Origin of the sequence: Methylobacterium sp. WL8 (assembly GCF_008040045.1) — a bacterium.
Classification (GTDB): Bacteria; Pseudomonadota; Alphaproteobacteria; order Rhizobiales; family Beijerinckiaceae; genus Methylobacterium; species Methylobacterium cerastii.
In genome coordinates this window covers 1-18,013 of record NZ_VRVF01000010.1, presented here as the reverse complement: position 1 = coordinate 18,013, position 18,013 = coordinate 1, and the positions used below count along the sequence as shown (strand labels likewise).

Sequence of the window (18,013 nt, the reverse complement as noted above, 5' to 3'; positions counted from 1 at the left end):
TACGACATCTCGTGGTACGGCCACGAGATTTCATGGTACACGAAATCTCGTGGTCTGCCCATCGTGGGCCAAAGCTCTGTCTCAGCGAAGCTTTTTGGAAGGCGTCCGGCTGGCACATCGCTTGCGCAAGCTCGTGGCCGGCCCGGCTCGATCGCCGGGCCAGACCGATCCTGCAAGCCCGAGGGATGTCCGACATGAAGCGCGAAGACCTCACCGAAAAGCTCCTCGACATCAAGCGCGACAAGGGCTGGACCTGGAAGTTCATCCAGGACGAGATCGGCGGCCTGTCGCCGATCTTGATCACCGCCGCCTGCATGGGTCAGATGAAGCTGCCGAAGGCGCAGGCCGCCAAGGCCGCCGCCCTGTTCGGGCTCACCGAATCCGAGGAGCGGATGTTGAACGAGGCGCCCTATCGCGGCTCGATCCCCTCGCTGCCGCCGACCGACCCGCTGATCTACCGGTTCTACGAGCTGGTGATGGTCTACGGCACCACCTTCAAGGAGCTGATCCAGGAGGAGTTCGGCGACGGCATCATGTCGGCGATCGACTTCAACATGACCATGGAGCGCGAGGCCAACAACAAGGGCGACCGCGTCAAGCTCGGCATGTCGGGCAAGTTCCTGCCCTACAAGTATTACGGCAGCGAGGACGGCGTGCCGGAATACGGCTTCAAGGAAGGCTGAGCCGGCACCAGCCGCTTCGGTGTCACGGGAACCGACCATCGCCCCTTGCCGGGAGCGCCGGTTTCCGTGGAAGCTTTGCCGGGCGGTCGGCGCCGGGCGATGCCGGCCGACGCCTCCCGGCCGGAACGAAAGACTCGTAGGGGAACGCGTTGACAGCGGACGACGAGACGGGACGCCCCGGGAACTCGGTGCTCAAGGAACTCGCGACGGCGCTCGGCATCCCGGCGACGGCGTTCTTCGGTGGCTGCGAGGAGGGCGACCGGATCGCCGAGAGCGTCGAGCTGCTGCGCCTCTGGGCGACCCTCGACCGCGCCGAGCAGCGCCGGGAGATCCTGGACCACCTCCGCCGGATCACCGAGGGCCGCGCCGCCGGCTGAGCCGGGTCTCACCCGTCAGGCGTGTTCGGCGATGTAGCGTCCGAGCGCACCGGCGGCGTTGAGCATGTGCGCCCGCATGCGCCGCGCCGCCGCCTCGCCGTCGCCCTCCGCGATCGCGGCGAGGATCGCGCCGTGCTCGCCATGGGAATGCCGGATGCGGTCGCCCTGGCGGAGCTGGGTGCGGCGGAAGGCCGAGAGCCGCGTGCGGATCGCCAGCGCCTGCTCGGCGAGGAACCCGTTGTGGGTGGCGGCGTAGAGCCCTTCGTGGAACTGGCGGTTCAGGCCGTCGTAGGCGTCGAGGTCTCCGGATTCGACCGCCGCGCCGGAGCGATGGTGGAGGTCCATCAGGGCGCTGAGCTCGAGCGGGCGCATGCGGTAGGTCGCGAGCCGCACGCACAGGGCCTCGACCTCGGCTGTCGCCTCGAACATGTCCATGATCCGCTCGGGCGTCATCCGCGCGACGACCATGCCGCGGCGCGGTCGCTGCTCCACCAGGCCGCCGAAGGCGAGCTGACGCAGGGCCTCCCGCACGGGAGTGCGCGAGGCGCCGAAGCGGTCGGCCAGGGTCTGCTCGTCCAAGACCGTGCCGGCGGCGAGCTCGCCCGCCGCGATGGCGTCGCTGAGCGCGTCGCGGATGCGCTCGGAGATCAGCGTCCGCTCCTCGGTGGCCTCGCCCGCGTCCATGGATCTCCCGTCATGTGAGGGGCCGTCTCAACCCACGATCGCCCGCACGGTGAGGAACAGCACCGAGGGGCCGACGAGGCACCCGATGCCGGTGTGGAAGGTCGCGGTCAGCGCGCCGTAGGGCACGAGCTTGGGGTCGGTCGCGGCGAGGCCGCCCGCGACCCCGCTCACCGTGCCCATCAGCCCGCCATAGGCCATGGCCGAGCGCGGGTTGTCGAGGCCGATCAGCTTGGCGACGAGCGGCGTGCCGACCATCACCCCCACTGCCTTGGTCACGCCGGTGGCGATCGAGAGCGCCATCACCGTCGAGTCGGCGCCGAGCGCCGCGCCGGTGACCGGGCCGACGATGTAGGTGATCGCGCCCGCGCCGATCGTCGTGATCGAGACCGCGTCGTGGTAGCCGAAGGCCACCGCCGTCAGCGTGCCGACGACGAAGGGCAGCAGCGTGCCGAGCGCCAGCGCCAGCACGCCGACGAGGCCGGCCCGGCGCGCCTCGACCACGTCCACCTCGAAGGCGGTGGCGACGATGGCGAAGTCGCGCAGCATCGCCCCGCCCATCAGGCCGATCCCGGCGAGCGCCGGGATGTCGGCCAGCCCCTTCTTGCCGCCGGTGAACACGCCGCCGACGTAGGCGAGCGCCAGGCCGAGCACGATGGCGATGGCCGAGCCGTGCACCCGCCCGTTGGTCAGTTTCTTCGCGGCGACGTTCGAGACCAGGATCAGCGCCCCGACGACCGCGAAGGCCGCGACCAGGCTCTGCTCGACGAAGACGTGCTCGAGTCCGTGCCACATGCGGCTCACCCCTTCCGGCTTGCGGAGATCGCCGAGGCGTCGGCGGGCCGTTCGTCGAAGTCGCCGCCGAGGATCGCGCCGCCCTGCGCGACCTCGGGGCTCCCTGCGTCGCGGCCGCCGAGGCGGCTCAGCAGCGCGACCGCAGCGAAGCAGATCGCCAGGGAGCCGAGGGCGGCAATGATCACGATCGGGCCGCCGCTCACCGCGGCGACGACGTTCTGCTGGGCCGCCATGGCGACGACGATCGGGATGTACATGCCGCCCCAGAACTCGACGCCGAACTTGACGTTCTTGGTCAGGCGGCCGGTCCGCACCAGCCAGACGCGGGCGGCGATGAGCAGGATCATGGCGATGCCGACGCCGCCGACGTTGGCCTTCACCCCGAGCGCGACCCCGAGGAGGTCGCCGAGATACACGCCGACCAGCGTGCAGGCGGCGAGCAAGGCGACCCCGGCGATGATCATGGCCGGGGCCCGCGCGGCTCGAAGCCCCGGGGAGGCCGGTCGGAGCCCCACGAATGGGGGTTTTGCGGTGCGACGGGCTGCGGCATCCGGCGTCTCCGTCCCGATCTCGTGATTCGTCTCGGTTGCCCACCAGTATGCAAAATATTGACAGTTCGGCAATCTGGGATACGATGACGTGATCGAACGAGGTCGGCGCATACGCGTTCGATATCGGATCGCGCGTTTGCATGCGAGCCGCAGCGTCTGGCTACCGGCTTCGAGGACATCGGAATGACCGACTGGCGCAAGCAGAGGACGGCGCGGGACGAGCGGATCGCGGCCGGCCGGGCGCATGCGTCCGGCAAGGTCGTGCGGCACGAGGCGGTGGTCGAGCTGCTGGAGGCGGTCCTGCGCCCCGGCGACCGGGTGTGCCTGGAGGGCGACAACCAGAAGCAGGCCGACTGCCTCGCGCGCGGCCTCGGCGCCTGCGACCCGGGCAAGGTCCACGACCTGCACATGGTCCAATCGGGCATCGTGCTGCCCGAGCACCTCGACGTGTTCGAGACCGGCATCGCCCGGCGGCTCGACTATTCCTATTCCGGCCCGCAGGGCGCGCGCATCGCCAAGATGCTCTACGGCGGGCAGATCGAGCTCGGGGCGGTGCACACCTACCTGGAGCTGTTCGCGCGCTACTTCATCGACCTCACGCCGAACGTGGCGCTCATCGCCGGCGTCTCGGCCGACCGGGCCGGCAACCTCTATACCGGCCCCAACACCGAGGACACGCCGACGGTGGTGGAGGCCACCGCCTTCAAGAACGGCGTGGTGATCGCGCAGGTGAACCAGATCGTCGACACGGTGCCCCGCGTCGACATCCCCGGCGACCGGATCGACTTCGTGGTCGAGGCCGACAAGCCGTTCTACGTCGAGCCGCTGTTCACCCGCGACCCGGCGGCCGTGACCGAGACGCAGATCCTGATGGCGATGATGGCCATCAAGGGCATCTACGCCGAGTACGGCATCCGCCGGCTCAACCACGGCATCGGCTTCGGCACCGCGGCGATCGAGTTGCTGCTGCCGACGTTCGCCGAAAAACTCGGGCTGAAGGGCAAGATCGCCACCAACTGGGCGCTGAACCCGCACCCGACGCTGATCCCGGCGATCGAGTCCGGCTTCGTCGAGCAGGTGCACTGTTTCGGCTCGGAAGTCGGCATGGACCGCTACATCGCCGCGCGGCCGGACATCTTCTTCACCGGCGCCGACGGGTCCTTGCGCTCGAACCGCGCCTTCTGCCAGACGGCCGGACTCTACGCCTGCGACCTGTTCATCGGCTCGACCCTGCAGATCGACCTTCAGGGCCATTCCTCGACCGTCACGACGAACCGCGTCGCGGGCTTCGGCGGCGCGCCGAACATGGGCTCGGACCCCCATGGCCGCCGCCACCCGTCCGACACCTGGATGAAGGCCGGGCGCGAGGCCGGCGGCACCGGCGACCCGGCCTTGAGGCGCGGGCGCAAGCTCGTGGTCCAGCTCGTCGAGACCTTCGGCGACGGACTCGTGCCGGCCTTCGTCGAGCACCTCGACGCCCTGGAGCTGGCGAAGAAGATCGGCCTCGAGCTCGCGCCCGTCATGGTCTACGCCGACGACGTCACCCACATCGTCACCGAGGAGGGCATCGCCAACCTCCTGCTCTGCCGCGACGCGGACGAGCGCGAGCAGGCGATCCGCGGGGTGGCCGGCTACACCGAGGTCGGCCGCGGCCGCGACAGGGCGAAGGTTGAAGCCTTGCGCGCCCGCGGCATCGTCCGCCGCCCGGAGGATCTCGGGATCGAGCCCCTCGACGCCGACCGCTCCCTGCTCGCGGCGCGCTCGATCAAGGATCTCGTGCACTGGTCGGGCGGCCTGTACGAGCCGCCCGCCCGGTTCCGGAACTGGTGAGACGTCCTCGCCCCTTATCCCACGCACGACCTCATCCTGAGGTGCCCGCGTCAGCGGGCCTCGAAGGAGCCCTCCAAAGGTCGCGTGATCCCTGGAGCCCTCCTTCGAGGCCTCCGCTTCGCTACGGCACCTCAGGATGAGGTGATCGATTTGGACGAGTCCGAGATTCGGAAGGAAGCGTCATCCATGGAATCCTTCACCTTCCGCCACACCACGCAAAAGCCGCTCGCGGGCACCAAGGCGCAGGCGATCACCGGGGTGGTGGCGTCGGGCAACCTCGAGGTGCTGCTGGAGCGCGTGCTGCCGGCAGACCAGTGCACCATCGAGATCGCGACCCCGGTCGTCGGCTACGGCGACGTGTGGGAGGCGGTGGCCGCCGACTTCGTGGCGCGGACCCAGCCCGGCGGCTTGCGCATCGCGATCAACGACGGCGGCGCCCGGCCCGACACCGTGTCGCTGCGGCTGGCGCAGGGCGCCCGCCTGATGGAGGGCGGCCGATGAGCCTGAGCTGGTACGAGGCCAGCGCCCGGCAGCGCGTCGCGGCGCTCCTCGACGCGGGCAGCTTCGAGGAATTCGTCGGGCCCGAGCAGCGCGCGATGAGCCCGCACCTGCCGCTGTTCGATCTGCCTCGCGCCTTCGACGACGGGATCGTGGTCGGCCGGGGCAGGCTCGACGGCCGCGCGGTCTACCTCGCCGCGCAGGAAGGCCGCTTCATGGGCGGCGCCTTCGGCGAGGTGCATGGGGCCAAGCTCGTCGGCCTTTTACGCGCCGCGCTCACCGAGACGCCGGACGCCGTCCTGATCCTGTTCGACACAGGCGGCGTCCGCCTGCAGGAGGCCAACGCGGGCGAGACCGCCATCGCCGAGACCATGCGCGCCATCGCCGACCTGCGCCGGGCCGGCATCCCGGTGGTCGGGCTGGTCGGCGGGCGCGCCGGCTGCTTCGGCGGCGGCGGCCTCATCGCCGGCACCTGCTCGCGCCTCGCGGTCTCGGAGGGCGGGCGCATCTCGGTCTCCGGCCCGGAGGTGATCGAGACCAACAAGGGCGCCGAGGAGTTCGACTCGAAGGACCGCGCCCTGGTCTGGCGCACCATGGGCGGCAAGCACCGGCGGCTCACCGGGGGCGCCGACGTGTTCTGCGACGACACCGTGGCGGCGTTCCGCGCTGCCGCCCTCGACCTGGTCGGCCGGGCGCCGGCTTTCGACCTCGCGACGCTGGAGGCGGAGCAGGCGCGGCTCGAAGCCCGCATCGCGCGCTTCGGCGATTGCCGCGACGCCACCGCGATCTGGGCGCGCCTCGGCGTCAACGATCCGGCCGGCGTGCCGGCGCTGTCGGCGGCCGACTTCGACGGCCTCGTCGCCGGACTCGAAGGGACGACTCATGACGCTCGCTGAGATCCTGGCCTCGCTGTTCCCCGAGGGCCATTCGGTGAATGTGGCCGACGGGCTGATCACCGGCCACGGTCCGCTCGACGGCCGGGACCTTTCGGTGGTCGGCGTCGACGGCGACACGCCGCTCGGGATCGAGGGCGCGCTGACGCTCTCGGCCGCGGTGCTGGCGACGGTGCGAGCCGGGGGCGCCGCGCCGATCCTGGTGCTGGTCGATTCCGACAGCCAGCGCATGAGCCGGCGCGACGAGCTGCTCGGCCTGAACGAGTGCCTGGCGCATCTGGCCAAGGCGCTCCTTCTGGCGGACGCGCAGGGCCATCCGACGATCGGCCTGATCTATGGCCACTCGGCCGCCGGCGCCTTCATCGCCACGGCTTTGGCGACGCGGGTCCTCGTGGCGCTGCCCGGCGCCAACCCGAGCGTGATGGACCTGCCCTCCGTCGCCCGCGTCACCAAGCTGCCCCTGGAAAAGCTCGAGACGATGGCCAAGTCCACGCCAGTCTTCGCCCCCGGCCTCGACAACATGGTCCAGGCCGGCGCGGTGCAGGCGGTGCTCGACCCAGTCCAGCCGCTCGGGCCGCAGATCGCGGCGTTGATCACAGACTTGCCGCGGCAGGACGACCGCGACGCCCTCGGCAAGGCCCGCGGCGGCCGCCCGGTCGCGCACGACATCGCCGCGCGGGTGGTCGAGGCGGCGCGGGCGTGAGGGCGATCCGCCGCCACGACCTGTTCGTGGTGGCGCCCGAGGCCTGGCATCGGCTTCTGGCCGGGCGCCCCGACCTCGACGGCGTGCCGCACGTCGCGACCTGGGCGCGCGACGGCCGGCCGGTGATCGTGCGGCGGCGCTTCCCCGGCGAAGGCGATCACCTGCCCGCCGGGCTGCCGCTGCCGCCGGCCGACGGCAAGCGCCGCATCGGCCTCGCAGTGCCGTGGACCGACGCCACGCCGTCCCCTCCGGTGACCCTCGCCGCCGCGCGCCCGTCCGCGCCTCCGGCCTGGCATCCGACCGTCGACGCGGTGCTGGCGCTCGCCGCCGAATACGGCGTCGTCCCGCAGGTGTTCGGCGGCCTGCTGTGGCAACGCCTGACCGGCCTCGCCTACCTCTCCACCACCTCGGACCTCGACCTGCTCTGGCCGGTCCCGGTCACGCGCCGCCTCCTCGACGGCCTCGCCGCGATCGACGCGAACGCCCCGATGCGCCTCGACGGCGAGGTCGTCCTGCCGGACGGCGCCGGGGTGAACTGGCGCGAACTCCGCGACGCCCCGCCCGGGGGATCGGTGCTGGCCAAGGGACTCGACCGGGTGGCGCTGGTGCCGGCGGGCCTGGACCGGTGATGTCGGCGGATCGAGCCTTCACAGCCCATTCCCATCCACCATCCTCATCCTGAGGTGCCGCAGCGAAGCGGAGGCCTCGAAGGAGCCTTCCAGCTTGCGCGCGATCCCTGGAGTGCTCCTTCGAGGCCCGCTGACGCGGGCGCCTCAGGATGAGGGGGGTGGGTTGGAGGAACGCAACATGCCCTATGGCGGTGATCCTCAGCCGGCCAGCTCGCCCGCCCGCCGCTTGGCCGCCGCGACGGCCTCGCGCATAAGGGGACTGAGCGCGTCGGCGCGCATCAGCACGTCGAGGGCGGCGGCGGTGGTGCCGCCCGGCGAGGTGACGTTGCGGCGCAACTCCGATGCGGGCAGGTCGCTCGCGTCGAGGAGGGCGCCGGCGCCGCAGACCGTGGCGCGGGCGAGGCGCGCCGCCACCTGCGGGTCGAGCCCGGCGGCGATTCCGGCCTCGGCCATCGCCTCGACCATCAGGAAGACGTAGGCCGGGCCGGAGCCCGACAGGGCGGTGACCGCGTCGATCTCGGCCTCCGACCCGACCCATTCGACGAGTCCGTTGGCGGACAGCAAGGCCGCGACGGCGTCACGCCGCTCCGGCGTCACCGCCGCGTTGGCGAAGGCGCCGGTGGCGCCGCGGCCGATGCTGGCAGGGAGGTTCGGCATCGCCCGCACGATCGCCCGGGCGCTCGGCAGTCGGCCTGCGAGGTCGGCGACGGTCTTGCCCGCCAGGATCGAGAGGACGACGGTGTCGGGGCCGACCATCCGGTCGAGGTCGGGCGCGGCGTCAGGGAAGCCCTGCGGCTTGATCGCGACGACGAGGATGGCGGCCGGCGCGACGGTGGCCGGGTTCAGGGCGAGGCCGCCCGCCGTGCAGAGCACACGCAAAGCCTCGGTCGGATGGGCCTCGACGACGGTGGTGCGATGCGGGTCGAGGCCGGCCGCGAGCCAGCTCTCGAGCATCGCCCCGCCCATCTTGCCCGCCCCGACGAGGGTCAGGGAGGCGGGCAGGGCGCCGCCTGCGGAACCCACCATGGTGCGCCTCAGGCCTCGCCTTCGGTCTCGAACAGCACGGCGTCCAGCGCCTCGCGGGCGGACTTGCCGGCCCAGAGCACGAACTGGAACGCCTGGTAGTAGCGCTCGCACGCCTCGACCGCCGACTTCAACAGCATGGCGCATTGCGGGTGCGTCGGCACCGAGCCGCCGGCGAGCAGCAGGGAATGGCGGAACATCACCACGTCGTCGCTCGACCACAGGTCGAAATGGCCGATCCAGAGCTGTTCGTTGATCAGGGCGATCAGGCGCTGCACCTCGGTGCGGCGGCGGTCCGGCACCTTGAGGTCGAAGGCGCAGGCGACGTGCAGCGCCTCGACATCCTCGATCCAGGTGAAGGCGACCTGGTACTCGGTCCAGCGTCCGGCCACCACCACGGACATCTCGTCCGTCTCGGCGCGATCGAAGATCCAGTCGCGGAGCGCGGCAAGCCGCTCGACGACATCGAGCGGGTGCTCGATCCGATCGTAGCCCTCGATGTCGACGTGAAGCTGTGGCATGACGATCCGAAATGACGCCGCCGTATTCGAGCGCCGCGGCATGGTGAACAAGAAAGAACCGAAGCACGAAACCACGTCACGACGCGACGACACTTATCCCGATGGGACGGTATACCTCGTGGCGGCGGCTCTGCGGCGTCCCGTCTTCGGCGGGTTAAGGCGAATCAGTACGTCACCGACTATAGACCGGTGCGGACTCGCGACACAAAGCGCTTCCCCCGGCCGGTGAACAGGAAATGGATCGTTCGCGCGCGCTTCCTGTGTACAAGCCCGCCGCCCCGCCGGGGCCGATTCGCGCCGGCGACCCGGCCCTCGCCACCGTCGATCAGATCGCCTCGCTCGCCCCGGCGACGGCGGCCGCGGGCGGCTTCGCGTCGGCCTCCAGCGCCGCGACGCGGGCGGTCAGCGCCTCGTTCTGCGAGCGCAAGGTGGCGACCATGTCGCGCAGGACGTCGAGCTCTTCGCGGGAGGCGATGTCCATGTCGCGGATCAGCCGCTCGGCCTGGGCGCGGATCACCGTCTCGGCCTCGCGGCGTACGCCCTGCGCGGCGCCGGCGGCATCGGTCATCAGGCGGGCGAAGTCGTCGAACAGGCGGTTGGACGGGGGCATGTGGTCTCCGAAAGCGTCGCAGCCGCAACCCGGCCTGCGCTCCGACATAGGAATCCGCGGAGTCCGCGGCAATCCGGCGGGACGGCGCGGGATGGGGATGCCGCAAACAAAAACGGGGCCCCGAAGGACCCCGTCGCCGACCTGATCGAAGCGATCAGATCACATGCGGCGCATCATGCGGCGCTCCATGTGACGACGCATCATGCGGCGCTCCATGTGACGGTGCATCATGCGGCGCTCCATCCGGCGATGCATCATGCGGCGCTCCATGCGGTGCATCTGCACATGCTCGATCGCGTCGGGGGCGGTCACGCCCATCGGAGCGCCGGGGGCGGCAGAGGCGGGGGCGGTGATCGCGGCGGCGCCGAGCGAGGCGAGCACGGCAACGGCGAAGGTCAGTTTCCTCACGGAGATAATCCTGTTTCTTGTCGTCGGGCCGCGGCACCCATTCCATCCTCCGGGTCCGAAGGAAGGGAGAAGGAAGTCGCGCCGGAGAAGCGCGGCGGGTCTCCGCTTCGACCCGCCTCTGGTAACGTACAACTCAGAGATTCGTTTCCTCGAACGCCTTCACCCATTCGGCGCAGATCCCCGAGCGGACGATGTCGTCGCGGGTGAACTCCACGACGGGGATCGGCATCATCCGGCTCTTGATCAGGTGGATGACGGTGCGCAGGCCCGAGGTCTCGCGCAGGTCGGTCTGCGAGACGTCGCCGTTGATGATCACCTGGCACGCGTCGCCGATGCGGGTGAGGAACATCTTGATCTCGGCGGTGGTCGTGTTCTGCGCCTCGTCGAGGATCACGAGGCAGTCCTTGAAGGTGCGCCCGCGCATCACCTCGAAGGGCACGATCTCGATGTCGCCGGCCTTCAGGGCGATCTCGAAGGCGGCGGCGCCCATCCGCTCCTTCATCGCCTCGGTGAGCGGCGCGACCCAGGGGGCGATCTTCTCCTCGAGGGTGCCGGGGAAGAAGCCGAGCGAGCGGCCGCCGGGGACGTTGGGGCGGGTGATGATCACCTTGGCGATGCGGCGCTGGCGCAGCAGGTCGGCGGCGCGGGTGCCGGCGATGTAGGTCTTCCCGGTGCCGGCCGGGCCGAGCACGATCACCTGCGGGTGGAGGGCCAGCGCGTCGAGGTACTCGGCCTGCCGGTCGGTCAGCGGTTGGATCGGGCCTAGGTTTCGTTCCTCGTCGAAGCGGGTCCTGTGCAGCCGGACCGTGCGGTCTTCAACCAGCTCGAGTCGTGCGCGCCGTCTTTTCATCGATCAACACTCCGCGTGGGACTTGCTAACCAAAAGGACTTGCTAAGCTAGGAACTTGCTAACCTCGGGACCGCTCTTCGCTCTACCTTCGTGACGGGGCTTACTATGCCTCTCTCAAAGCAATCAGGCTGCCTCGAGCCGGTTCCGGCCCACGACACGAAGCTTGTGGACAAGGCGAGCCGCGAATGCGGCCGGTCTCGTCGTTGCAGGAGCATGCAACGCGCGCACCATAGAATCGCCGCCTGCGACGACCGCATGACGGTGTTGGACGGGTGTTGCCGAAATGGTTCGGAGACGGGCGTGTCGTACGCCGGGAAGGTCGGGGGATGGGGCCGTGTCCGGTCCGCCCAAGGTCGCGTCCTACGCCTCTACCCGACGCCGTCCCGCGGCGGCGTCAGGCCGGCTGCAGGAAGCTGTCGAGCACCATCTTGCGACCGGCCTTGTCGAAGTCAACGGTGAGCTTGTTGCCGTCGACCGCGGCCACGTCGCCGGGGCCGAACTTGGTGTGCAGAACCCGCATCCCGGTCTCGAAGGCCGAGGGCGCGCCGGTGGATTTTGCGATCAGCTCGCCTTCGATCTGGCGCGGCCCGCCGCGCCCGCCGCCGGGCGAGGCGCCGAAGCCGCGGGCGGTGGTGTGCGCCGCGCCCTTGCCGAAGTTGCCGGATCCGCCGTTCCCTTGCCCGGTGTTGGCCTGCGCCCGCTGCCAGCCCGGCGTGCCGTAGCTGGAGCCGAAGGGCTGCGGGTTGCGGTCGAACCGCGAGGCGCCCGCCGAGAAGTGGGCCGGCGCCTCGATCACGTCGACGGCGGTCTCGGGCAATTCGTCGATGAAGCGCGAGGGGATTGTGGAGGACCACAGGCCGTGGATGCGGCGGTTGACGGCGAACGACAGCTTTGCCCGCTTGCGGGCGCGCGTGAGCCCGACATGGGCGAGGCGCCGCTCCTCCTCCAGGCCGGCGCGGCCGCTCTCGTCGAGCGCGCGCTGGTTCGGGAACAGGCCGTCCTCCCAGCCGGGCAGGAACACCGTGTCGAACTCCAGGCCCTTGGCCGCGTGCAGGGTCATCAGCGAGACGCGGTCGGCGCCCTCGGCCTCCGAGGCTTCCATCACCAGCGAGACGTGCTCGAGGAAGGCGCCCATGTCGGGGAACTCCTCCATGGAGCGGACGAACTCCTTGAGGTTTTCCAGGCGCCCGGCGGCGTCGGCCGACTTCTCCTTCTGCCACATCTCGGTGTAGCCGGATTCCTCGAGGATGGTCTGCGCCACCTCGGAATGCGGGTTGCTCTCGACGAGCCGCGCCCAGCGCGAAAAGCTCTCGGTGAGCGCGCGCAGCGTCGAGCGGACGCGCGGCTTGAGCTCGTCGGTCTCGCAGAGCTTTCGCGCGGCGTGCAGGAGCGGCACCTGCTCGGCGCGGGCATAGAGGTGGAGCTGCTGCAGCGTCGCGTCGCCCAGGCCGCGCTTGGGGGTGTTCACGATCCGCTCGAAGGCGAGGTCGTCGGACGGGTTCTTGGTCGCGCGGAGGTACGCCAGCGCGTCGCGGATCTCGGCGCGCTCGTAGAAGCGCGGGCCGCCGATCACCCGGTAGGGCAGGCCGAGCTGGACGAAGCGGTCCTCGATCTCGCGCATCTGCGCCGAGATCCGCACCAGCACCGCGATTTCGGAAAGCGGGTGCTGCTTGGCCTGGAGCGACTCGATCGATTCCGCCAGAAGCCGCGCCTCCTCCTCGGAATCCCAGGCGCCCGACACGGTGACGGGCTCGCCGAGCTCGTCCTCGGTCCGCAGCGTCTTGCCGAGCCGGCCCTGGTTCTTGGCGATCAGGCCCGAGGCGGCGGCCAGGATGTGGCCGGTGGAGCGGTAGTTGCGCTCCAGCCGCACCACCACGGCGCCGGGAAAATCGTGCTCGAAGCGCAGGATGTTGTCGACCTCGGCCCCACGCCAGCCGTAGATCGACTGGTCGTCGTCGCCGACGCAGGCGATGTTCTTCCGGGTCTGCCCGAGCAGGCGGAGCCAGAGGTACTGGGCGACGTTCGTGTCCTGGTACTCGTCGACCAGGATGTAGCGGAACTTGTCCTGATAGATGGTCAGGACTTCGGGGTTCTCGCGCCACAGCTTGAGGCACAGCAGCAGCAGGTCGCCGAAGTCGACCGCGTTCAGGGTCACGAGCCGCGCCTGGTAGGCGGTGTAGAGGTCGCCGCCCTTGCCGAAGGCGAAGGCCTGCGCCTCGCCGGCGGGGATCTGGTCCGGGCCGAGGCCGCGGTTCTTCCAGCCGTCGATGACGTGGCCGAGCGCGCGCGCCGGCCAGCGCTTCTCGTCGATGTTCTGGTCCTTGAGCACCTGCTTCATCAGGCGGAGCTGGTCGTCGGTGCCGAGGATCGTGAAGTCGGACTTCAGGCCCACCAGCTCGGCGTGGCGGCGCAGGATCTTGGTGCCGATGGCGTGGAAGGTGCCGAGCCAGGGCATGCCCTCGCCGGCCGGCCCGACCAGCGTGCCGATCCGGTGCTTCATCTCCCGCGCGGCCTTGTTGGTGAAGGTCACCGACAGGATGTCGAACGGCCGCGCCCGGCCGGTGCTGATCAGGTGGGCGATGCGCGTGGTCAGCACCCGGGTCTTGCCGGTGCCGGCGCCGGCCAGCACCAGGACGGGGCCTTCCGTCGCCTCGACGGCGCGGCGCTGCTCCTCGTTCAGGCCATCCAAGTAGGACGCGGCGGTCGGGCGCAAGCCCCCCATGGCGCGGGCGGCGATGGAGCTGGGGCCACGCCCCGCGTCGGAAGGCGGCGTCGCATGCGAGGAATTCGGCATCGGCAATCCCTGGACCAAAACGCGAACGGCGTCGAGGCCCGGACGCGATGTCGCCACCCCGCACGGTTGCAGGCGGGGAGTCGCAGGCGGGGAACCCAGGGTCGTTCGGCCGCTTGGTCAGATCATCGCAAGACCCACATCATTAAAGACCACACGAGATTCAGGAGCGCCCGATGCGCATCGTGCCGATCGCCGTCCTCGCCGTCCTCGCCGCCACCCCCGCCCTCGCGCAGGTCCGGCAGGGCAACCCCGACGCCGCCAACGAGTCCTTCGCCCGCCAGAGCGAGTCCCGGGCGCTGCAGCAGAACATCACCTCGCAGAACAACACCACGCGCATGGAGATCCAGCGCAGCCAGCAGATGCAGGCGCCTCAACCCACCCCGGGCGTGGTCGTCGCCCCTCGGCGATAAGCGGACCGTCCCTTCCCTCCCCCCGCAGAGCGGGAGGGAAGGGGGGGGCGCTCGATCGATCCGGTAAATATCCGGCGGCCTGCCTGAAACGACCCTGCCGGCCCCCGACAAAAGCCCGCTGGCGCTGGTTGCCGCCGGCCGTGCTATGCCCGCCGTGAACCCGCCGGGTGGCGCGGGATGCATGCGGAACGATCACGGTGCGTGACCTTCTGACCGCGCTCGCGGGCGCCGTCATCCTGATCCTGGTCGCGGCGCTCGCCGTGCCCCCCTTCATCGACTGGCCGGCCCATCGCGCCTTCGTCGACGCGACCGTGAGCCGCTCGCTCGGGCTGACGGTCCGCACCGAGGGCCGCATCGACGTGCGGCTGCTGCCCTCGCCGCGCCTGCGCCTCGACCGCCTGCACCTCGGCGACGATGCGGGAAAGCCCGCCCTCGACCTGCGTTTCGTCAAGGCCGAGCTCGGCCTGACCCCGCTGCTGTCGGGCGCGGTCCGGTTCACGGAGACGCGGATCGGCCGCGCCGAGATCAAGCTGCCGGTGACCGAAGGCGACGCCCTCGTGGTGCCTGCCGGCCTCGGCGAGACCCTGCGCGGGCGCGACCTCGCGGTCGAAGACCTTCACGTCCAGCAGCTGCTGCTCACCACGTTCGTGCCGTCGACCGGGCGCACCGACCAGTTCTACGCGGAGGCCGTGCAGGTCCAGGCGCCGGCGCTCGTCGGCCCGTGGCGGGTCTCGGGCAGCAGCGGCGGCCTGCCGTTCACCCTCGTCAGCGGCGAGCCGGGGGCGGACGGCGCGGTCGCGCTGAAGCTTTCGGGCGGCGGCGACACCCATCCGCGCTTCGAGGCCGACGCCCGCGTCGCCTTCGTGCCGGCGGACCCGCGCGGCACCCGCGGCTCCGAGCCGCGCGCCCTCGTCGCCGAGGCCGAGGGCAGCGCCCGCCTCGTGGTCGGCCCGCCGGCCCAGGCCGCGGGCGCCTACCTGCCGTTCACCCTCGGTGGCAAGTTCAAGGCGAGCGGCGCGCTGGTCCGGTTCGAGGGCGTCGACGCCGAGATCGATCCGGGCGGTCAGGTCCTGCGCCTGTCCGGCGGCGGCCAGATCGACCTGCGGCGCTGGCGCGCGGGGCTGACCCTCGGTGCGCGCCGCCTCGACCTCGACGCCTTCCTGCTCTCGCCGGGCGGGCAGGCCTTCCTCGCGCGCGGCCTGCCCAAGCTGGGTAGCAAGGCGGGCAAGGCGGCGTCCGGCCTGCCGGTGATGCTCGACCTCGACCTGTCGGTCGAGACGGCCGTGCTCGGCTTCGAGGAATGGAGCGACCTCAAGGCGGCCGGCACCATCGAGCGCGCCGGCGGCCTGCTGCTGCGGCGCTTCTCGGCCGTGGCGCCGGGCGCGGCGACCGTGACGGCGAGCGGCGAAATCGACACCGATCCGAGCCCGCGCTTCACCGGCCCGGTGACGCTCGCCGCATCCGCCTCCGACGGGCTCGGGCGGTATCTGCGCCGGCTCGGCCTCGACGGGCCGCCGACGGCGCTCCTCGACGGGCGGCCCATCGAGGTCTCGGCCGAGGTCTCCGCGGCCGGCGGCGCGTACTCCCTGCGCAACCTCCGGCTCGGGCTCGGCACGGCGCAGGTCACCGGCAACGCCCGCTACGCCGCGGCCGAGGGCCGGACCCGCGGCCGCGTCGATGCGCAGATCCGCGCCCGCGGCCTCGACGTCGCCAACCTGCCGCCGCTCGGCAACGCGCTCGCGGGCCTGCACGACCACGACCTCGGCCTCACCATCGAGGCGCGCGACCTGCGCTACGGCGCGACCGGCAGCGGGAACGGCACGCTCTCGGCCAGCATCCAGTCGGACGGGGCGGCGCTGGTCGTCGACAGCCTCGACGTGACCGATCTGGCCGGGGCCAACGCGAAGCTCTCCGGGCGGATCGGCGCCGACGGCGCGGGGCGCGTCGCCGGCCGGATCTCCGCCCCGGTGGCGGCCCCCCTCGTCGCCCTGATCGAGCGGGTCTGGACCGCCGAGACCCGGCTGATCCCCGCCTTCCTGCGGGCCGGCGCCCTCGACCTCGCGGTCACGCTGGCGCGCGACGCGGGCGATGCCGACGCGCTGCGGCTCGCCGCAGAGGGCAAGGCCGCGGGCGGCAGCCTCGACCTGTCTCTGGTCAGCCGCGCCGGCTCGGTCGAGGGGGCGAAGGTCCACCTCGCGACGCCGCGGGCCGGCACCTGGTTCGGCCGCGCCGACATCGCCGGCCTGCAGCAGCCGGCCGACCTGTCCCTCGTCGCCGCCCGCGCGGCGGAGGGGGGCCTGTCGCTGCAGGCGTCGGGCACGATCGCCGGGGCGAGCCTGTCGACCGCGACGCCGCTGCGGCTTCCCGGCGACGGGGGCCCACCCGCCGCCGGCGCCCTGCGGCTCCAGACCGCCGACCTCGGCCCGTTCCTGACGCTTGCGGGCGCCGCCGCCCTCGCGCCGGGCCCGTGGCCGGCGGACCTCTCCGTCGCCCTGACCCGCCAGGGCGACGACGCGCGCGCCGCGCTCTCCGGGCGGATCGCCGGGGCGGCCCTCGACGCGAACCTCGTGCGGATCCCGGACGGGGCCCTGTCGGGGACCGCGCGCCTCGACCGCCTGTCCCTGCCGCAGCTCGCCGCCGCCCTGGTGATGCCGCCGGGCGCCGCCGGGCGGTTCGGCGCCCCGCCCGCGCCGGGTCTAACGGCCGCCCTCGACCTGCGGGTCGAACGGCTCGACCTCGGGCGCGGCCTCGTCGCCACGGGCGCCGCCGCGGCGCTCGGGCTCGAGGATGGGACGCTGAGCGTGCGCGACCTCTCGGCCAAGCTCGCCGAGGGCAGGATCGCCGGTTCGGCGAGCCTGTCGCGGCGCAGCGGCCTCGCAGCGATCGCGGGCGAGGGCACCGTCGCCGACGTGGCGATCCCGGCGCTGGCCGACGGCGGGCCGCTCGGCGGCCGGCTCTCCGCCGCCCTGCGCTTCGGCACCTCCGGCGAGGATGTTGCGGCCCTGGCGGCAAACCTTTCGGGCACGGGCAGCGTCACGCTGGCCGCCCTCAACCTGCCCGAGACCGATCCCGCCGCGATCGGCCGGGCGCTCGCCCGCGCGCTCCAGATCGAGGACCCGTTGCGCGACGGCCGGCTCCAAGCCCTCGTCGCGGAGGAGCTGTCGAAGGCCGCCGCCGGCACGACGCAGACGGCGTCCGCGCCGGCGACCGTCATCGGCGGGACCCTGCGGGCCGGCCCGCTCGACCTCGATCTCGGCGCGGCGCGCTGGAGCGGGACGCTGGGCTACGATTTCCGGACGAGCCGGCTCGACGCCCGCGGCACGCTTTCGGGCGGCACGGCGCCGAAGGGCTGGGGCGGCGGCCTCCCTGCGATCCAGCTCGGGCTCGCCGGACCCCTCGCCGCGCCCGAGCGCAGCCTGGACGTCGGACCGCTCACCACGGGCCTCGCCGCCTTGGTGCTGCAGCGCGAGCTGGAAACGATCGAGCTGATCGAGGCCGACCAGACCGAGCGTCAGCGCCGCCGCGCCCGGATCGAGATGGACAAGGCGCGCGCCGCCGCCCTCAAGGTCGCGGCGGACAAGGCGGCTGCCGAGAAGGCTGCGGCGGACAAAGCGACGGCGGACAGGGCGATGGTGGACAAGGCCGCGGCGGAGGAGGCGGCGCGCCAAGCCCGGCTCAAGGCCCAGGCCGCCGAGGAGGCCGCCCGCCGCGCCCGCACCGAGACGCCCGACCCGCCGCCGGAACGCCCCCTCGACAT

General features: G+C 71.9%; 18 protein-coding genes. 9 read left to right on the top strand and 9 right to left on the bottom strand.

Annotated elements, in window-relative coordinates; all coding sequences use genetic code 11:
* The first annotated feature begins 194 nt into the window (after positions 1 to 194).
* Both cynS and FV234_RS05920 read left to right on the top strand, forming a co-directional pair.
* Positions 195 to 683: a cyanase gene (cynS, locus tag FV234_RS05925; protein ID WP_147751574.1), complete on the top strand. Its 489-nt coding sequence runs from the start codon at positions 195 to 197 to the stop codon at positions 681 to 683.
* A 149-nt stretch (positions 684 to 832) separates the two neighbouring features.
* A complete protein-coding gene (locus FV234_RS05920) occupies positions 833 to 1,060 on the top strand; it encodes a hypothetical protein (RefSeq protein ID WP_147828370.1) in 228 nt (75 codons plus the stop codon).
* A gap of 15 nt (positions 1,061 to 1,075) precedes the next feature.
* On the opposite strand, the gene FV234_RS05915 is transcribed toward FV234_RS05920, so the two are convergent.
* Genes FV234_RS05915 through madL form a run of 3 tightly spaced genes read right to left on the bottom strand, consistent with a single transcriptional unit; the run spans position 1,076 to position 3,000 of the window.
* Positions 1,076 to 1,744 (bottom strand): GntR family transcriptional regulator, encoded by a 669-nt coding sequence (locus FV234_RS05915; RefSeq protein WP_147751572.1) that lies wholly within the window; start codon positions 1,742 to 1,744, stop codon positions 1,076 to 1,078.
* Positions 1,745 to 1,771: 27 nt separating this feature from the next.
* Entirely contained in the window at positions 1,772 to 2,536 is a 765-nt protein-coding gene (gene madM / locus FV234_RS05910; protein ID WP_147828369.1) for a malonate transporter subunit MadM, read from the bottom strand.
* 5 nt (positions 2,537 to 2,541) lie between these two features.
* Entirely contained in the window at positions 2,542 to 3,000 is a 459-nt protein-coding gene (gene madL / locus FV234_RS05905) for a malonate transporter subunit MadL (protein WP_147828368.1), read from the bottom strand.
* A 270-nt stretch (positions 3,001 to 3,270) separates the two neighbouring features.
* Here madL and mdcA point away from each other — a divergent pair, with 270 nt between their 5' ends.
* From mdcA to mdcG, 5 genes are all read left to right on the top strand, one after another.
* Entirely contained in the window at positions 3,271 to 4,917 is a 1,647-nt protein-coding gene (gene mdcA, locus FV234_RS05900) for a malonate decarboxylase subunit alpha (RefSeq protein WP_147763804.1), read from the top strand.
* Between the two features lie 186 nt (positions 4,918 to 5,103).
* Complete coding sequence (mdcC, locus tag FV234_RS05895; RefSeq protein ID WP_147828367.1) at positions 5,104 to 5,418, top strand: malonate decarboxylase acyl carrier protein; 315 nt, start codon at positions 5,104 to 5,106, stop codon at positions 5,416 to 5,418.
* Entirely contained in the window at positions 5,415 to 6,311 is an 897-nt protein-coding gene (locus FV234_RS05890; RefSeq protein ID WP_147828366.1) for a biotin-independent malonate decarboxylase subunit beta, read from the top strand. Before mdcC ends, FV234_RS05890 begins: the two co-directional genes overlap by 4 nt.
* Positions 6,298 to 7,011: a biotin-independent malonate decarboxylase subunit gamma gene (gene mdcE, locus FV234_RS05885; RefSeq protein WP_147828365.1), complete on the top strand. Its 714-nt coding sequence runs from the start codon at positions 6,298 to 6,300 to the stop codon at positions 7,009 to 7,011. Before FV234_RS05890 ends, mdcE begins: the two co-directional genes overlap by 14 nt.
* Positions 7,008 to 7,640 (top strand): malonate decarboxylase holo-[acyl-carrier-protein] synthase, encoded by a 633-nt coding sequence (gene mdcG, locus FV234_RS05880; protein ID WP_147828364.1) that lies wholly within the window; start codon positions 7,008 to 7,010, stop codon positions 7,638 to 7,640. Before mdcE ends, mdcG begins: the two co-directional genes overlap by 4 nt.
* A gap of 198 nt (positions 7,641 to 7,838) precedes the next feature.
* Here the strand turns inward: mdcG and proC are convergent, their stop codons facing one another.
* The 6 genes from proC to FV234_RS05850 all read right to left on the bottom strand — a co-directional run bounded on the left by proC (position 7,839) and on the right by FV234_RS05850 (position 13,846).
* Positions 7,839 to 8,666 carry a pyrroline-5-carboxylate reductase gene (proC, locus tag FV234_RS05875; RefSeq protein ID WP_147828363.1) on the bottom strand — a complete coding sequence of 276 codons (828 nt, stop codon included), beginning with the start codon at positions 8,664 to 8,666 and terminating at the stop codon, positions 7,839 to 7,841.
* A gap of 8 nt (positions 8,667 to 8,674) precedes the next feature.
* Entirely contained in the window at positions 8,675 to 9,184 is a 510-nt protein-coding gene (locus FV234_RS05870) for a YbjN domain-containing protein (protein ID WP_147726522.1), read from the bottom strand.
* Between the two features lie 325 nt (positions 9,185 to 9,509).
* Positions 9,510 to 9,794: an accessory factor UbiK family protein gene (locus FV234_RS05865; protein ID WP_147751563.1), complete on the bottom strand. Its 285-nt coding sequence runs from the start codon at positions 9,792 to 9,794 to the stop codon at positions 9,510 to 9,512.
* A gap of 159 nt (positions 9,795 to 9,953) precedes the next feature.
* Positions 9,954 to 10,202, bottom strand: coding sequence for a hypothetical protein (locus FV234_RS05860; protein WP_147751562.1), 249 nt, complete (start codon positions 10,200 to 10,202; stop codon positions 9,954 to 9,956).
* A gap of 133 nt (positions 10,203 to 10,335) precedes the next feature.
* Positions 10,336 to 11,052: a PhoH family protein gene (locus FV234_RS05855; RefSeq protein ID WP_147751561.1), complete on the bottom strand. Its 717-nt coding sequence runs from the start codon at positions 11,050 to 11,052 to the stop codon at positions 10,336 to 10,338.
* Positions 11,053 to 11,446: 394 nt separating this feature from the next.
* Positions 11,447 to 13,846 (bottom strand): UvrD-helicase domain-containing protein, encoded by a 2,400-nt coding sequence (locus FV234_RS05850; RefSeq protein WP_147764834.1) that lies wholly within the window; start codon positions 13,844 to 13,846, stop codon positions 11,447 to 11,449.
* Positions 13,847 to 14,019: 173 nt separating this feature from the next.
* On the opposite strand from FV234_RS05850, the gene FV234_RS05845 reads away from it, so the two are divergent.
* Together FV234_RS05845 and FV234_RS05840 are read left to right on the top strand one after the other, a co-directional pair.
* Positions 14,020 to 14,256 (top strand): hypothetical protein, encoded by a 237-nt coding sequence (locus FV234_RS05845; RefSeq protein WP_147751559.1) that lies wholly within the window; start codon positions 14,020 to 14,022, stop codon positions 14,254 to 14,256.
* A 197-nt stretch (positions 14,257 to 14,453) separates the two neighbouring features.
* On the top strand, positions 14,454 to 18,013 hold a 3,560-nt coding region (locus FV234_RS05840; RefSeq protein ID WP_147828362.1), incomplete at its 3' end, for an AsmA family protein.

Coding starts and splice junctions, on each gene's coding strand:
- FV234_RS05865 (WP_147751563.1), bottom strand. CDS start 9,794: ATGCCCCCGTCCAACCGCCTGTTCGACGACTTCGCCCGCCTGATGACC.
- FV234_RS05870 (WP_147726522.1), bottom strand. CDS start 9,184: ATGCCACAGCTTCACGTCGACATCGAGGGCTACGATCGGATCGAGCAC.
- FV234_RS05850 (WP_147764834.1), bottom strand. CDS start 13,846: ATGCCGAATTCCTCGCATGCGACGCCGCCTTCCGACGCGGGGCGTGGC.
- proC (WP_147828363.1), bottom strand. CDS start 8,666: ATGGTGGGTTCCGCAGGCGGCGCCCTGCCCGCCTCCCTGACCCTCGTC.
- madM (WP_147828369.1), bottom strand. CDS start 2,536: ATGTGGCACGGACTCGAGCACGTCTTCGTCGAGCAGAGCCTGGTCGCG.
- FV234_RS05855 (WP_147751561.1), bottom strand. CDS start 11,052: ATGAAAAGACGGCGCGCACGACTCGAGCTGGTTGAAGACCGCACGGTC.
- FV234_RS05890 (WP_147828366.1), top strand. CDS start 5,415: ATGAGCCTGAGCTGGTACGAGGCCAGCGCCCGGCAGCGCGTCGCGGCG.
- cynS (WP_147751574.1), top strand. CDS start 195: ATGAAGCGCGAAGACCTCACCGAAAAGCTCCTCGACATCAAGCGCGAC.
- mdcC (WP_147828367.1), top strand. CDS start 5,104: ATGGAATCCTTCACCTTCCGCCACACCACGCAAAAGCCGCTCGCGGGC.
- FV234_RS05915 (WP_147751572.1), bottom strand. CDS start 1,744: ATGGACGCGGGCGAGGCCACCGAGGAGCGGACGCTGATCTCCGAGCGC.
- FV234_RS05845 (WP_147751559.1), top strand. CDS start 14,020: ATGCGCATCGTGCCGATCGCCGTCCTCGCCGTCCTCGCCGCCACCCCC.
- madL (WP_147828368.1), bottom strand. CDS start 3,000: ATGATCATCGCCGGGGTCGCCTTGCTCGCCGCCTGCACGCTGGTCGGC.
- mdcE (WP_147828365.1), top strand. CDS start 6,298: ATGACGCTCGCTGAGATCCTGGCCTCGCTGTTCCCCGAGGGCCATTCG.
- mdcA (WP_147763804.1), top strand. CDS start 3,271: ATGACCGACTGGCGCAAGCAGAGGACGGCGCGGGACGAGCGGATCGCG.